The sequence below is a fragment of the Mesorhizobium sp. M1C.F.Ca.ET.210.01.1.1 genome (assembly GCF_004791585.1).
GTDB lineage: Bacteria > Pseudomonadota > Alphaproteobacteria > Rhizobiales > Rhizobiaceae > Mesorhizobium.
This window is the reverse complement of sequence record NZ_SRUU01000002.1, coordinates 1-14,333: the sequence shown is the minus strand read 5'-3', so window position 1 is coordinate 14,333 and position 14,333 is coordinate 1. Positions and strand designations below refer to the sequence as shown.

Sequence of the window (14,333 nt, the reverse complement as noted above, 5' to 3'; positions counted from 1 at the left end):
CTGGAACCACGCTCCGAATCGGGGCGATCGAACGGGAGAAATGGTCTTGTCCGCACTGACACGCTTCCTCGGCGACACGCCACTCAGGGTGCTCGTGAAGCTGCTGGTGGTTTCCTTCCTCGTCGGCCTCGTCATGCACGCCTTCGGCTGGAGCCCGATGGACGTGTTCTATGGCATCCGCCAGTTCTTCGTCGATCTGTGGAACCTCGGCTTCCACGCCATCGACCGCTTCCTGGGCTATATCCTGCTTGGTGCCGCGATCGTCGTTCCGGCCTTCATCCTGCTCAGGATCGCCAGCTACAGGAAGTAGCCTGGCGAGCGTCAGGCATAGGCGGCCGCGGCCTCGAACAGGATGGCGTGGCGTGCGGCAAGCGACGGCACGTCGGTCGAATAGCCGCCGCCGATGACGCCGCAAAGCGGAACGCCGGACATGCGGAAATGCCTGATGACCATCGCCTCGCGGCTGCGCAGGCCTTCGTCGGAGAGCGCCAGCCGGCCAAGCCGGTCCTCGACATGGACGTCCACGCCGGCGTTGTAGAAGACAATGTCCCAGCGCCGTTTTGCGGAAAGCTCCGGAAGAACGGCGCCGAGCCGGTCGAGATAGGCGGCATCCCCGGTGCCGTCCGGCAAGGCGATATCGAAATCCGAGGCGATCTTGCGGGGCGGATAGTTGCGTTCGCCATGCATGGAAAAGGCGAAGGCGCGGGGCTCATCCTTCAAAATGTCCGCCGTGCCGTCGCCCTGGTGCACGTCGAGATCGACGACCAGGATGTTTTCGACGGCTCGCTCGGCAAGCAGCACCAGTGAGGCGACGGCCACGTCGTTGAAGGTGCAGAAACCGGCGCCCTGCGCGCGCCGGGCGTGATGGCTGCCGCCGGCGGCGTTGCAGGCTATGCCATGCTTCAGCGCCAGCCGCGCCGCCAGCACCGTGCCAGCGGTGGCGAGCTGCGCCCTCAGCGACACGCGCCGGCCGACCGGAAAACCGATCTCGCGCTCGATTTTTTCAGGCACCTCGCAAGCGAGCACCTGGCCGACATAGTCGGCCGCATGCGCAAGCCTCAGCCACGCCGCCGGCGCTGGTTCCGGCGTCGCGAGCGCCTCCGGCTCGGCGAGCCCACGGCGCCGCAGGGCCTCCATCAAGAGCGGATACTTGCTCATCGGAAAGCGGTGGTTGACCGCAAAGCCGGCGTCGTAGTCGGGATGGTGGACGATCTGCAATGGCATGATGGGGACGGCCCGCGCCAATCTTCCTGCGCCAGTCTGGGAATTCGGTTGGCCGCCATTGCTGGGCGATTGCGCGGCAGCGGCAAACTGGGGCACATCGGTTGCTCGATCAAGCCGCAACAAACGAGGCCGTGGTCCTTTGGACAAGGGTTCGACCCAGGTCAACGCCAGATCCTTCATCGTCACCAATCGCTCGGTGCTGGCGATTGCGGTGCCGATGACGCTTGCGTATCTCACGACGCCGCTGCTCGGCATCGTCGACACTGCGGTGGTCGGGCAGTTCGGCGATGCCGCCCTGCTCGGCGGACTGGCGGCGGGATCGCTGGTGTTCGACGTCGTCTTCACCACCTTCAACTTCCTGCGCTCCGGCACCACCGGCCTTGTCGCCCAGGCTTTCGGGCGCGGCGATCCGCTGGAGGAACAGGCCGTGCTCTGGCGCGCCGTGCTGATCGCGGTCGTCGCCGGCGTCGTGCTCGCGGCGCTTGCGCCGCTCCTTGCCGTTGCCGGCCAGTGGTTCATCGGCGCCGAGCCGAGCGTCAGCGCGGCGATGTCGGTTTATATCCGCATCAGGTTGCTTGCCGCGCCCTTCTCGCTCGTCAATTACGCCATATTGGGCTACGTGCTGGGCCGCGGCGAGGGCGGGCTGGGCCTGATGCTGCAGGCGGTGCTCAACGGCATCAACATCCTGCTCTGCTTCCTGCTCGGTCTGAAACTCGGTTGGGGCGTCGCCGGCGTTGCCTGGGCGACCGTAACCGGCGAGTTCCTGGCGATGCTGCTCGGCCTTGCCATCGTGCTTGCGCGGATCCGCAAGCTGGAGCGGCCGTCGCGCCGGCGCATCCTCGACCTGCCGGCCTACCGGCGCATGCTGTCGCTCAACCGCGACATCATGATCCGCTCCTTCTCGCTGCTCGCCGCTTTCGCGCTGTTTACCAGGCAGGGCGCGCAGTTCGGCACGGTGACGCTCGCCGCCAACGCCGTGCTGATGAACTTCTTCCTCATCGCCGGCTATTTCCTCGACGGCTTCGCCACCGCTGCCGAGCAGCTCGCCGGCCGCGCCATCGGCGCGCAGGCGGCCCACCCTTTCCGCCAGGCCGTACGGCTGACGCTGGTCTGGGGTTTTGGCCTCGCGGGCGTTGCGACCCTGGTGCTGCTCACGGCCGGCGCCAATCTGGTGGCGCTGGTGACGACCTCGGCGGATGTCCGCACGGCCGCCGACACCTACCTGCCCTGGGCCGCCTTCACGGCGTTGAGCGGCGTGCTCGCCTTCCAGATGGATGGCGTCTTCATCGGCGCCACCTGGTCGCGCGACATGCGAAACATGATGCTTTTGTCGTTCCTCGCCTTCAGCGCCGCTTTGATCACGCTGGCTCCGACCTTCGGCAACAGCGGCCTATGGGCATCATTGCATGTCTTCCTGCTGGTGCGGGGTTTGAGCCTTTTCGCGGTGCTGCGGCTCAGGGTTCGGACCGCCTTTAGCTGAGAGACTTCGAGGCCCAACGTGCTGAGGCCGTGTCGCGCAACGCGCGCAGCGACGTCAGCCGTTCCCGATCCGCAAAGCGCGCCATGCCGGCAACGATGCGGCCGGGCAGCGCCGGACCGGCATAGATCATGCCGGTATAGAGCTGGACCAGGTCGGCGCCGGCGCGGATCTTCTCCAGCGCGGTTTCCGCTGAGTCGACGCCACCGACACCTATGATCGCCATCTCGGGGCCGAGCAGCTTGCGCATCTTCGCCAGCACGGCGGTCGAGCGCTCGAACAGCGGCTTGCCCGACAGGCCGCCGGTTTCGCCGGCGAGGCCTGCGCTGCGCAACCCGGCCCGTGACAGCGTCGTGTTGGAAACGATGATGCCGTCGATCTTTTTCTCGGCGACCTCGGCGGCGATGTCCTCGAGCTCCGCTTCGACAAGGTCCGGCGCGATCTTGAGGAAGACGGGCGGCTGCGCCGAAGCCGCAGCACGCGCGGCCATCACCCGCGACAGCAGCTCGCCGAGCTGCTCGCGCGCCTGCATGTTGCGCAGGCCTGGCGTGTTGGGCGAGGAGATGTTGACGGTGAGGTAGCTGGCGTGGGGCGCGAAGCGGGCGACCCCGCGCTCATAGTCGCTGATGCGGTCGGCGCTGTCTTTGTTGGCGCCGATGTTGACGCCGACGATGCCGCCGCGCCCCTTGCGCGCCGCAAGCCGCTTTTCGGCGGCCCCATGGCCTTCATTGTTGAAGCCCAGCCGGTTGATCACCGCTTCGTCTGCCGTCAGCCGGAAGATGCGCGGCTTCGGGTTGCCCGGCTGCGGCAGCGGCGTGATCGTGCCGACCTCGGCGAAACCGAAACCGAGCCCGAGCAGCGCATCCGGCACTTCGGCGTTCTTGTCGTAGCCCGCCGCCATGCCGAGCGGATTCGGGAAATCGAGGCCGCAAACGCCGACCCTGAGCCGGGCGTCGGGCGGCGGAGGCGAGGCGACCGGCAGGCCGCATCGCAGCGCCGCGATCGACATCCCATGCGCGGTTTCCGGATCGAATGCGAAAAGCAGTTTTTGGCCGATCCGGTCCAGCACGCTCATTCGCCCTCCAGCGTCGGAAATCGATGCGACCCATCCGCGCCGAGCGGCAGCGGCTTGACCCAGACAACGGCATCGAGGCCGAGCGGAGCGTAGAGGTGCGGGAACAAGGCGCCGCCGCGCGAGACTTCGTATTTCAGCGCATCGCCCAGCCGTGCTTCGTCGATTGCGATCAGAAGCAGGTCCGCCTGGCCGGCGAAATGCCTGGCCGCCGTCTCGCGCGCCTGCGCCGCGGTGGAGAAATGGATGAAGCCGTCGGCGACGTCGATCGGCGCTCCGGTGAAGCGGCCGTTCCGCTCCGCTTCGCGCCACAGCGCTTCGGGCGCGATCTTGTAGATAATCTGAGACATTGTCGCGCTATAGTCCGAACGAACCATGGGGGAAAGGGCGCTTGCGGACTCTTCCCCATTTCAGGCGCAAACCTGTAATATTCTTTGCGCAACGGCTCATGGAGGAAAAACAACATGCGTCTGCAGCAGATCCTGATCCCGGCGGCGCTGTGCTCGCTGGTCGCCGCATCGGCCTATTCCGAGGAGACGGACCGCTATCGGCTGGAAAAGTCGGCCAATGGCTATGTCCGCATGGACACCCAGACCGGCGCCATGTCGATCTGCGAGGAACGCTCCGGCCAGCTCGTCTGCAAGATGGCGGCCGACGAGCGCGCCGCCTTCCAGGACGAGATCGACCGGCTGCAGGGTTCGGTGAAGGCGCTCGACGAGCGCGTCGCCAAGCTCGAGAATTCGCTCTCCGCCCGGCTGGAATCCCAGCTGCCGAGCGAGGAAGATTTCAACAAGACGATGAGCTACATGGAGCGCTTCTTCCGCAGTTTCATGGACATCGTCAAGGATATGGACAAGGAAAACGGCGACGGCGGCGTGAAGCCCAGCCCGCAAAAGACGTGAGCCACGAGCGATGCAGGAAGTGCGAAGCGGTTTTCCGTCCGGAATTGCTTAAAACAAAGAGCCAGAACGGTCTTTGCCGCTTGAAAACGCGCCGCGCCGCCGCATAATCGGGTCCGATCCCGCAAGAAGCACATAAATCACCGATGGGATCCGGGGAGGAATATTTGCCGTCGGGCCACACTTTCGTCATTGCCGACGATCATCCGCTTTTTCGCGGCGCGCTGAAGGAGGCGCTTGCCGGCATCGGCGACGTCGCCGCCATCCATGAGGCCGGCGATTTCGAGAGCGCCAAGGCGCTGGTCGTGGCCAATGAAGATGTCGACATGGTGCTGCTCGACCTGTCGATGCCGGGCGCCAGCGGCCTGTCGGGTCTCATCTCGCTGCGCGGCATCCATTCCTCGGTGCCGCTGGTCGTGGTGTCGGCGCATGATGATCCGGTCACCATTCGCCGCGCGCTCGATCTCGGCGCTTCCGGCTTCATCTCCAAATCGGCAAGCATGGAGGAGATACGCCGCGCCGTGCAGGCCGTGCTTGCCGGCGATATCGCAGCGCCTGCCGGCATCGAGCTCGGCGTCGAGCGCGACCCGGAAATCTCGGACCTGATCAAGCGGCTGCAGGCGCTGACGCCGCAGCAGACGCGGGTGCTCGGCATGCTGGCCGAAGGCCTGCTCAACAAGCAGATCGCCTATGAGCTCGGGGTGTCCGAGGCCACCATCAAGGCGCATGTCTCGGCCATATTGCAAAAGCTCGGCGTCGACAGCCGTACCCAGGCGGTCATCCAGCTTTCCAAGATCGGCGGCGACCCGCTGCAGCCGGTCGCCTGATCGCCAGCCCTCTTGCTTCAGGAATATTCCTCCATCGCCGGGCCTGTCGGCCAGGCCGCGGGTTCCTCCGGCCCGGCGGCCCCTGCGCTGTAACCCGCCTTTGAGGTCGCCGCGCCGGAAACGTGCCGCGCCCTCCCAATCGCAACGCCCAGTCCGAGCGACGCGATCGCCACCAGCGGAATGCCGGCGACCCACGGCAGGCGGGGTGCGAGCGCATAGAGTGCGGTGCCGATTGAGGGTCCGAGCGAGTCCTTGAGATCCACCGCCACCGACGAAGCCGCCATGTAGGAGGCACGCCGCGCTTCGGGTGCAAGCGCGTTGACGGCGGTCGGCACGAGCGGCCCGACCAGCATCTGCGCCACCGAGCAGAGGCTCACCGCGGCAATCAGCGGCAGCATCGCCGGCGAGGTCATGAGCAGTATAAAGGCGGCGATCGTCGAGAGGCCCGCGCCGGCTGTCAGCCAAAGCGCTGATCGCGTCTCGGCAAAGCGGTTCACCAGCATCTGCAGGCCGACCGTAAGTGCTGCCGCATAGGCAAACAACGCGCCGACGCCGGATGGGGAAAGCGTGCCGGCATCATGCGCATAGAGCGGGATGACGGCCTCGATCCAGTTGCCGGAAATCTCGAACAGCACGACCCAGAGAAGGAGCTTCGCCAGGCGCCCGTCGCTGAACGCCGGCAGCAGCGCCGACAGCCCATCTTCCTCTTCGTCGTGATCGCTAGCTGTGCCACGTCCGCTGCCCATCGTCTCGCCAAGCGCGGCCAGCATCACTATGCCGCCCAGGATGAGCATGCCGCCGGCGGCGAGGAAAACGACGCTGAGCGAGATCAACGCAAGCAGGGCGCCGCAGGCCGGTCCGAGGATCTGTCCCGCGCTCGAGGAGACGCGCGCCATGCTGAACCAGCGCGGATGCGCCGACGGCGCCGTCACATCGGCGATCGCGGTGAGGATGGTCGGATGGAGCACCGACTCGCACAAGCCGGTCAAAAGCAAAACGATCGCGGTCGCGGCAGCGCCCTGCACGAAGAACAGCGCGACGAAGCCGCATCCGACACCGAGCGACGAGAAGATCAGCACCGGCCGCCGGCCGACGCGATCGGCGATGCCGCCGATCAGCGGCGCCGCGATCAGCTCGCCGCCGGCGTAGCAGCCGAACAGCAGGCCGATCGCGCCGACGGGAATGCCGGCCTCGCTGCTCGCCCACAGCGGGAAGAAAGGCACCAGCGCGCCGTCGGCGAAACCTGCGCAGAAGAACAGCAAGAGGCCGAGCAGCGCCGGGCGCGGCAGCCCGCGCCAGGAGGATGAAATTATGGTCATGATGTCACCTACGCGTCAGAGGCCCGAAGGCCCGGATGGCGCGTTGGCTGACGTGAACGCCTACGGCCGCTCGAAGAGCAGCATGAGCCGTTTATCTGTTGGCCTGGAGCGGATGTGCTCAGCCCAGCCGCATCGAGAGCTCCACGTCATCGCCGAAAGGGGTGGACATGTAGCCTCCTGCCGGCGAGCGCACTCGCTCCAGATATTCCGGTGAGAAGTCGGCATTGTCGGCGATGACCAGCGCGCCGGGTCTGAGCCGGCTCTCGACCAGGCTGAGGACTTCCGGATAGAGCGCCTTGGCGCCGTCGAGCAGCAGAAGGTCTATTCGATCGGGCAGGTCCCTGCTCAGCGTCTCCAGCGCGTCGCCTTCGCGGATCTCCACCAGGTCGACAAGGCCGCCTTCCGTCAGATTGGCCTTGGCCCGCGTCACCTTCGAGGGTTCGAACTCCGTCGTGATCAGGCGGCCGCCGCCATTGTCCCTGAGCGCCGCGGCAAGATAGAGCGTCGAGATGCCGAACGAAGTGCCGAACTCGACGACGATGCGCGCGCCGGAGCTGCGCGCCAGCATGTAGAGCAGCGTGCCGGTCTCCGGCGAGACTGCCAGCCAGAGATCCTTAAGGTTGCCGTAGAAATCGAGATACTCGGTCTTGCTCTGAAGCAGGCGCGCCCGTTCCTCGCCCGAGTACCGGGCTATCGCCGGGCTGGTCGCCGTGGCGGCTTCCTCGAACAGGCGGGCGAGCAGCGGCGCGAGCGGGGTTGCGTTCAGGGTGGTCATGGTGGGCTCCGTTCGAATGCGCTCTTGTGTCGCCTCGAAAAATACGAATAATCCTTCAGGTTTCCAATTCGCATTCCCGAGCGCGGCCATGATCCAACGCCCAAGCCCTTCAATTTCCACGCGAAAAAAGCCCAAACAGGCCCGTGCGACGGAGCTTGTCGCGGCGATTCTGCAGGCGGCTGCTCAGGTTTTGGCCAGCGAGGGCGTGCAGCGTTTCACCACCACGCGCGTCGCCGAGAAGGCCGGCGTCAGCGTCGGCTCGCTCTACCAATATTTCCCCAACAAGGCGGCTCTTCTGTTCCGGCTACAGAGCGATGAATGGCAGCAGACGACCGACCTTTTATGCGCCATCCTCGAGGATGGCGGAAAACCGCCGCTCGAACGGCTGCGCATCCTCGTCCATGCCTTCATCCGTTCGGAATGCGAAGAGGCCGCGGTACGGGTCGCGCTGAACGACGCCGCGCCGCTTTACCGGGACGCGCCCGAGGCGCGGGAGGCAAGGAGTTCGGCGGAGCGCACGGCCGAGAAATTCATGCTCGAGGCCTTGCCCGAGGCCTCGCAAGCTGCGCGCGCCATGGCTGGCGAGCTCATCCTGACGACGCTCAGCACGGTGGGGCAGGATTTCTCGGCAAGCCCGCGGACATCGGAGGAGATTGAGACTTATGCCGACGCGCTCGCCGACATGTTCTGCGCCTATCTCGGAAGTCTCGGTCACGGCGGTTAGCGCAATTCCAGGAACGGTTTTCCGTCCGGAATTGCGTGGAAACGAATAGTTAGAGCGGCGTTTCCGCGAAACGGCGAATTGCTCCAGGCGGGCAGAACACCGACACGAGCCAGGCAGTCACTCCGCCGCCGTCGCCAGCGCCCTTACCCTTGCCATCATCGAACGCAGCACCGCCGGTTTCAGCGGCTTGTTGATGACCGGAACGTCGAGCTGGCCCGCAGCAGTGCGCACTTCGCTGGAACGATCGGCGGTGACCAAGACGCAAGGCAGGTCCTGGCCGTATACGGCGCGCAGCCTGCCGATCGCGTCGAGCCCGGTGCCGCCGTCCAGATGATAGTCGGCAAGCACGATATCGGGCCTTGGCGCGCCCGGCCGCAACAGATCGCCCGATCCCGAAGCCGTCTCGACGCTGCAGCCCCAGCCCTCGAGCAACAGCCGCATGCCGTCGAGGATGCGCGCGTCGTTATCGATGCACAGCACGTTGAGCCCGGTAGCCGACGATGACGCGCGCGTGGTTGCCTTCCCGACCTCGCGGGGCGGCGCCGCCACTGCAGCGACCGGCAGGATGACCGAGAAGCGCGTGCCCTTGCCCGGGTTGGAATAGATGCGGATTTCGAGCCTGAGCACCCTGGCAATGCGGTCGACGATGGAGAGCCCGAGGCCGAGGCCCTCGGCCTCGCGCGCGCCTTCGTCCAGCCGGGTGAATTCGTGGAAGACGGTGTTCAGCTTGTCGCCTGCAATGCCGATACCGGTGTCGATCACCTGGATCTCTGCCAGTTCGCCGCGCCTTCTGACACCGACAAGGATGCGGCCTTCGCGCGTATATTTGATGGCGTTGGAAACCAGGTTCTGGATTAGCCGCCGCAACAGGTTGCGGTCGGTCATGACGCCGAGCGAAGACGGCATGATCTTGAGATCGAGCTTCTTTTCGGCGGCAAGCGGCCGGAAGTCGTTGCCGATCTGGCTGAGCAGCCCGCCGAGGCTGAAGGCGGTGTCCTCGGGCTTCAGCGCCCCGGCGTCGAGTCGCGAGATGTCGAGCACCGCGCCGAGGATGGTTTCGACCGATTCCAGCGAGGATTCGATGTTGGTCGCGGCTTTGCCGGCAGGTCCCTTGCCGGCCTTCTCGATCAGCGAGGAGCAATAGAGCCGGGCGGCGTTGAGCGGCTGCAGGATGTCGTGACCGGCGGCGGCAAGGAAGCGCGTCTTGCTGAGGTTGGCCTCCTCGGCCAGCATCTGCGCCTGCGCCAGCTCCTCGTTGACGCGGGTAAGCTCAGCGGTGCGGCTCCTGACCCGCTGCTCCAGCGATTCATTGGCCCGCTTCAGCGCCAGGTCCTGCTCGACGCGGCCGGAAATGTCGGCATAGGTGGCGACGATGCCGCCGTCCGGCATCGGGTTGGAGCGCAGTTCCAGGATGCGGCCGCTGGTCTTCAGCTCCATCTGCCAGGGGCTGACGAAGCTGGTCAGCCGGTTGAGCATCGCCACCCGCTGGTCGGCGGGTATGTCGCCGCGCTCGGCGAGATGACGCAGGATCTGGTCGAGCGAGACGCCGACCTGGCCCATCTCGTCCGGCAGGTCGAACAGCGCCCGGTATTGCCGGTTCCAGCAGATCAGCCGCAAATCCCGGTCGAAGACTGTGATGCCTTGCCCCATCTGGTCGAGCGCGATCTGCAGCAGGTCGCGATTATGCTGCAGCGCCTCGGTGGCGTCGTCGAGCAGCCGAAAGGCATCCTTGGAGTCGCGGTCATTGCGTCGGAACAGCAGCGACAGGATCAGCCGCGCCGAGGACGAGCCGACGGCGCTCGCCAGCAACTGCTCCGAGAAGCGGATGACGTCCATGCTCGCCTGCTCCTTGCCGTGCAGCGAGACGTTCTCGTTCTTCTCGAAGGACTGGAAGGAGCGTTCGGTGCGCTCGACGCCGAGATAGCGGGAGATCGTGTCCTTGAGGTCGTTGACGGTGACGGCGGTGCGGAAGCGGCGCAGGCTCGGCATCGGCCCGGCCTCGCGCGGCACGAAGATCGCCGCCTGGATGCGCTCCAGCGGCACGGACGCGCGGGAGAGGGAGCCGAGGACAAAAAACAGCGTGTTGATCGACAGGCTCCACAGCACGCCATGGTTCAGCGGCTCGCCGACCGTGCCGAAAAGCGCCTGCGGCCTGAGCGCCTCGAAGCCGAACAGGCCATGGACGACAATGTCGGAGCCGGCACCGACCAGCGAAGGAAGCAGCAGCGTGTAGCCCCAGACCGCGATGCCGGCGACCATGCCGAGGGCGGCGCCGCGGCCATTGGCGCGGCGCCAGATCAGCCCGCCGATCAGCGCCGGCGCGAATTGCGCGATCGCTGCGAAGGACATCAGCCCGATCGAGGACAGCCGCGCGCTGTTGGTGCTCTCGCGATAGTAGAGGAAGGCGATGAACAGCATGATGAAGATCGAGGCACGGCGCACATTGAGGATCAGCGTCGACCAGTCCTCGTTCTGCGAAGATGTGGTCCTGAGCAGGCGGCGCACGAAGAGCGGGATCACCAGGTCGTTTGAAATCATGATCGACAGCGCCACGCTCTCGACGATGACCATGGCGGTCGCCGCCGACAGGCCGCCGATGAAGGCGGCCATGGCCAGCACGTCATGGCCGCTGAACAGCGGCAGCGACAAGACGTAGAGGTCGCTGCTGGTCCTGGCGCCGACCAGCGACAGGCCGGCAAAGGCGATCGGCAGCACGAACAGGTTGATCGCCACCAGATAGAGCGGGAACACCCAGGTCGCGGTGCGCAGCTCCGCCTCGCTGCGGTTCTCGACGATGGCGACGTAGAACTGGCGCGGCAGCATCAGGATGGCAAAGCCGCTCAAGGTCGTCAGCACCAGCCAGGTGGCCAGGGAAGTGTTGTAACCCATGGCCTGGCGCACCTCGGCGTTCGCGGCGAGCGTCGCCAGCATGTCGCCTGGGCCGCCGAAGATCAGGAAGGTCACCATCAGGCCGATGGCGAGGAAAGCGGCGAGCTTGACCACCGTTTCCACCGCCACCGCCAGCACCAGCCCGTCCTGGTGCTCGGTGGCGTCGGCGTGGCGGGTGCCGAAGAGAACGGCAAATAACGCGAGCAGCATCGCGACCACCAGCGAGATGTCGCTGACAAACGGATCGAAGGAGGGCGGCGATCCGGTGTAATGCTCGATCATCAGGCTGACCGAGCCCGAAATCGCCTTCAGCTGCAGCGCGATATAAGGCACGGCGCCGACTGTCGCGATCATCGTCGCGATCGCCGCGACGGCGAAGCTCTTGCCGTAGCGGGCGCCGAGGAAGTCGGCGATCGAGGTGATCTTCTCGCTCTTGGCCAGCCGCACGATGCGGTTGAGCAGCGGGAAGCCGAAGACGAAGACCAGCACCGGGCCGGTATAGATGCCGAGGAATTCGAGCCCGCGCTCGGAGGAAAGCCCGACCGAGCCGAAGAACGTCCAGGAGGTGCAGTAGATGGCGAGGCTGAGCGCATAGATGAAAGGCCGCGCCCGGCCGAGCCCGGCTGCCGCCGAGCGCCGGTCGCCGACGCTGGCGATGGCGAAAAGCAGCGTCACATAGGCGATCGCGATGATGACGACGAACCAGCCTTGCACGGCTCGTATTTCCTCCCTGACCGGTTCCTCACCCGGTCCGCGCCCCAAGCAATTCCGATAAAAGCGTATCGCGGTTTTCCGCCCGGAATTGCGTAAGAACAAATACTTAATGCGGTTCAGCGTTTCCATCAAACGCTGGACCACGCTAGACGCAACCACAGCTTGGAGCCCAAGTCCATCGCGGCTTTCGGCGCATATGCGGTTGATGACGCGGCACAGCACAAACCGGTGGCTTCGCCCTTTTTCCGGTTTTGCAACCGGGGGTTTTTGTTATTGTGATTTTAGGCCGGCGCGCCGGAGAGCCGGGGCGGCAGCGCGGCCTGTTATGGCAAGGAGGGACGAATGCTGAAAGAATTCCAGGAATTCATCTCAAAGGGCAATGTGATGGATTTGGCCGTCGGCGTCATCATCGGCGCGGCCTTCGGCAAGATCGTCGATTCGCTGGTTAACGACATCATCATGCCGATTGTCGGCGCGATCTTCGGCGGGCTGGACTTCAACAATTATTTCTTTGGACTGTCCTCGAATGTCCATTCGACTGCGCTGGCCGATGCCAAGAAAGAGGGCGCGGTTTTTGCCTATGGCAGCTTTATCACCGTGGTGTTGAATTTCCTGATCCTTGCTTTCATCATCTTCCTGATGGTCAAGGCCGTGAACAATCTGCGCAGGAGGCTGGAACGCGAGAAGCCCGCCGCCGCTGCCGCGCCGCCACCTGCCGATGTCGCGCTTCTTACTGAAATCCGCGACCTGCTCGCCAAGAAGTAATCTGCGGACCGAACGCTGGACCAAAACCCCGGCCGTTCGCGGCCGGGGTTTTCTGTTTGCGGCTGTCGTAAAAGACGTTAGCAGTCGTGGAAAACCCGCACGGATTCTTGCATGACCCTGATCCAGACCTTGCGCGCCGAGGCCCGCGCCGCGCCCGAAAGCGGCATCGTCGCCGTCGTGAACCACGGCCGCTTGCGCGAAGGCCTGATCCCGCTTTGGGCCGGCGAGGGCGACCTGCCGACGCCTGCCTTCATCAGCGATGCGGCCGCTCGGGGATTGGCCGCCGGCGAGACCTTCTACACCTGGCAGAAAGGCATTCCCGAGCTCAGGCAGGCGCTCGCCCGCTACTACGCCAGGCATTTCGGCAAGTGCTTCGCCGAGGAAGAGTTCATCGTCACCGCTTCCGGCATGCATGCGATCCAGCTCGCCATCGACGCCATCGCGGGCAGCGGCGACGAGGTGATCTATCTGTCGCCGGCCTGGCCGAATTTCGCCGCCGCCGCCGGTGTCGCCGGCGCCGTTCCGGTGGCGGTTACGCTCGATCAGTCCGGCAACGGCTGGTTCTGCGATGTCGACAAGATCGCATCGGCCATCACGCCGCGCACGAAGGCGCTGTTCATCAACACGCCGTCCAACCCGACCGGCTGGACCGCCGACAAGGAGACGCTCAAAGCGATTCTCGACCTTGCCCGCGCGAAGAACCTTTGGATCATCGCCGACGAAATCTATGCGCTGTTCCACTATGGCCACGGCCGCGCGCCGTCCTTTTTGGATGTCGCGACGGCGGAAGACCGCATCCTCTTCGTCAACAGCTTCTCCAAGAACTGGGCGATGACGGGCTGGCGCGTCGGCTGGATCAAGACCCATCCCGCCCTGCAGCAGGTGTTCGAGAACCTGATCCAGTATTCGACCTCGGGCGTCGCCCAGTTCATGCAGCGCGGCGCCATCGCCGCCCTCGACGAGGGTGATGGTTTCATCGTGGAACAGGTGGAACGGGCGCGAGCGGCGCGCGATCTGGTCTGCGATATCCTGGGCGCGACCGGCAAGGCACGCTTCACCGTACCACAGGGCGCCTTCTACCTGTTCTTCACGGTCGACGGCATCACCGATTCCCGCACCGCCGCCTTCGACATCGTCGACAACGCCAATGTCGGCCTGGCGCCCGGCACCGCTTTCGGCCCGGGCGGCGAGGCCTTCCTCAGGCTATGCTTCCACCGCCGCCTCGATCAGCTCGAGGAAGCGGCGCACCGCCTGGCGAAATGGATGAGGACCGCTTAGCTCACCACGTCGATGAAGCCCGGATTGAAACTCGCTCCGGCGAGTCAGCTGGCGTGGGTTTCGAGAACGGAGCGCAGCGGACATTTAGGTCCGTGAGCACCGGAAGCGGAGAAACCTGCGTCAGATGGCCGTCGGAGTAGAGTTTAAGACGGGCTTCAGCCGCCTGACTTCGGCACCAGCAACGGAATGATGCGGTCGCTCTTGGCGACGGCAGGGCGGCCGGAGGTGGCATAAGGGATGCCAAGGGCGTCCCAGGTCTCGACCAGCGCGTCCTGCAGCTCGGCGATCAGTGCGTCCGAATGGAAGGGCGTCGGCGTGATGCGCAGCCGCTCGGTGCCGCGCGGCACCGTCGGATAGTTGATCGGCTGGA

13 protein-coding genes and 1 pseudogene are annotated in these 14,333 nt (G+C 65.3%); 7 read left to right on the top strand and 7 right to left on the bottom strand.

The features are described from left to right. The first annotated feature begins 40 nt into the window (after positions 1-40). Positions 41-310 carry a DUF6460 domain-containing protein gene (locus EN853_RS02225; protein WP_189343852.1) on the top strand — a complete coding sequence of 90 codons (270 nt, stop codon included), beginning with the start codon at positions 41-43 and terminating at the stop codon, positions 308-310. A gap of 11 nt (positions 311-321) precedes the next feature. On the opposite strand, the gene EN853_RS02220 is transcribed toward EN853_RS02225, so the two are convergent. Beyond that, the gene (locus tag EN853_RS02220; protein WP_127857646.1) at positions 322-1,224 is read right to left on the bottom strand and encodes a histone deacetylase; all 903 of its coding nucleotides are present in this window, start codon (positions 1,222-1,224) and stop codon (positions 322-324) included. A 139-nt stretch (positions 1,225-1,363) separates the two neighbouring features. Between EN853_RS02220 and EN853_RS02215 the strand changes: the two genes are divergently transcribed. Continuing rightward, on the top strand, positions 1,364-2,704 hold the full coding sequence (locus EN853_RS02215; RefSeq protein ID WP_167524352.1) for an MATE family efflux transporter: 1,341 nt from the start codon (positions 1,364-1,366) through the stop codon (positions 2,702-2,704). On the opposite strand, the gene EN853_RS02210 is transcribed toward EN853_RS02215, so the two are convergent. Together EN853_RS02210 and EN853_RS02205 are read right to left on the bottom strand one after the other, a co-directional pair. Beyond that, a complete protein-coding gene (locus EN853_RS02210) occupies positions 2,697-3,776 on the bottom strand; it encodes a quinone-dependent dihydroorotate dehydrogenase (RefSeq protein ID WP_127857645.1) in 1,080 nt (359 codons plus the stop codon). The two genes, EN853_RS02215 and EN853_RS02210, sit on opposite strands and share 8 nt — an antisense overlap. Beyond that, a complete protein-coding gene (locus tag EN853_RS02205; protein WP_127857644.1) occupies positions 3,773-4,123 on the bottom strand; it encodes a DUF952 domain-containing protein in 351 nt (116 codons plus the stop codon). Before EN853_RS02205 ends, EN853_RS02210 begins: the two co-directional genes overlap by 4 nt. 114 nt (positions 4,124-4,237) lie before the next feature. Here EN853_RS02205 and EN853_RS02200 point away from each other — a divergent pair, with 114 nt between their 5' ends. Continuing rightward, a complete protein-coding gene (locus EN853_RS02200; RefSeq protein WP_127857643.1) occupies positions 4,238-4,675 on the top strand; it encodes a hypothetical protein in 438 nt (145 codons plus the stop codon). A 164-nt stretch (positions 4,676-4,839) separates the two neighbouring features. Next, positions 4,840-5,499: a response regulator transcription factor gene (locus EN853_RS02195; protein WP_127857642.1), complete on the top strand. Its 660-nt coding sequence runs from the start codon at positions 4,840-4,842 to the stop codon at positions 5,497-5,499. Between the two features lie 17 nt (positions 5,500-5,516). Here the strand turns inward: EN853_RS02195 and EN853_RS02190 are convergent, their stop codons facing one another. Continuing rightward, positions 5,517-6,818, bottom strand: coding sequence for an MFS transporter (locus EN853_RS02190; RefSeq protein ID WP_127857641.1), 1,302 nt, complete (start codon positions 6,816-6,818; stop codon positions 5,517-5,519). Between the two features lie 118 nt (positions 6,819-6,936). Continuing rightward, on the bottom strand, positions 6,937-7,593 hold the full coding sequence (locus EN853_RS02185; RefSeq protein ID WP_127857640.1) for an O-methyltransferase: 657 nt from the start codon (positions 7,591-7,593) through the stop codon (positions 6,937-6,939). 88 nt (positions 7,594-7,681) lie between these two features. Between EN853_RS02185 and EN853_RS02180 the strand changes: the two genes are divergently transcribed. Next, on the top strand, positions 7,682-8,317 hold the full coding sequence (locus EN853_RS02180; protein ID WP_127857639.1) for a TetR family transcriptional regulator: 636 nt from the start codon (positions 7,682-7,684) through the stop codon (positions 8,315-8,317). A 117-nt stretch (positions 8,318-8,434) separates the two neighbouring features. On the opposite strand, the gene EN853_RS02175 is transcribed toward EN853_RS02180, so the two are convergent. Then, a complete protein-coding gene (locus tag EN853_RS02175; RefSeq protein ID WP_167524351.1) occupies positions 8,435-11,920 on the bottom strand; it encodes a PAS-domain containing protein in 3,486 nt (1,161 codons plus the stop codon). Positions 11,921-12,262: 342 nt separating this feature from the next. On the opposite strand from EN853_RS02175, the gene mscL reads away from it, so the two are divergent. Both mscL and EN853_RS02165 read left to right on the top strand, forming a co-directional pair. Next, the gene (gene mscL / locus EN853_RS02170; protein ID WP_127857637.1) at positions 12,263-12,685 is read left to right on the top strand and encodes a large conductance mechanosensitive channel protein MscL; all 423 of its coding nucleotides are present in this window, start codon (positions 12,263-12,265) and stop codon (positions 12,683-12,685) included. A 111-nt stretch (positions 12,686-12,796) separates the two neighbouring features. Further along, the gene (locus tag EN853_RS02165) at positions 12,797-13,963 is read left to right on the top strand and encodes a pyridoxal phosphate-dependent aminotransferase (RefSeq protein ID WP_127857636.1); all 1,167 of its coding nucleotides are present in this window, start codon (positions 12,797-12,799) and stop codon (positions 13,961-13,963) included. A gap of 155 nt (positions 13,964-14,118) precedes the next feature. Here the strand turns inward: EN853_RS02165 and EN853_RS02160 are convergent. Further along, positions 14,119-14,333 (bottom strand): annotated as a pseudogene (locus EN853_RS02160) (5-aminolevulinate synthase); the annotation flags it as partial.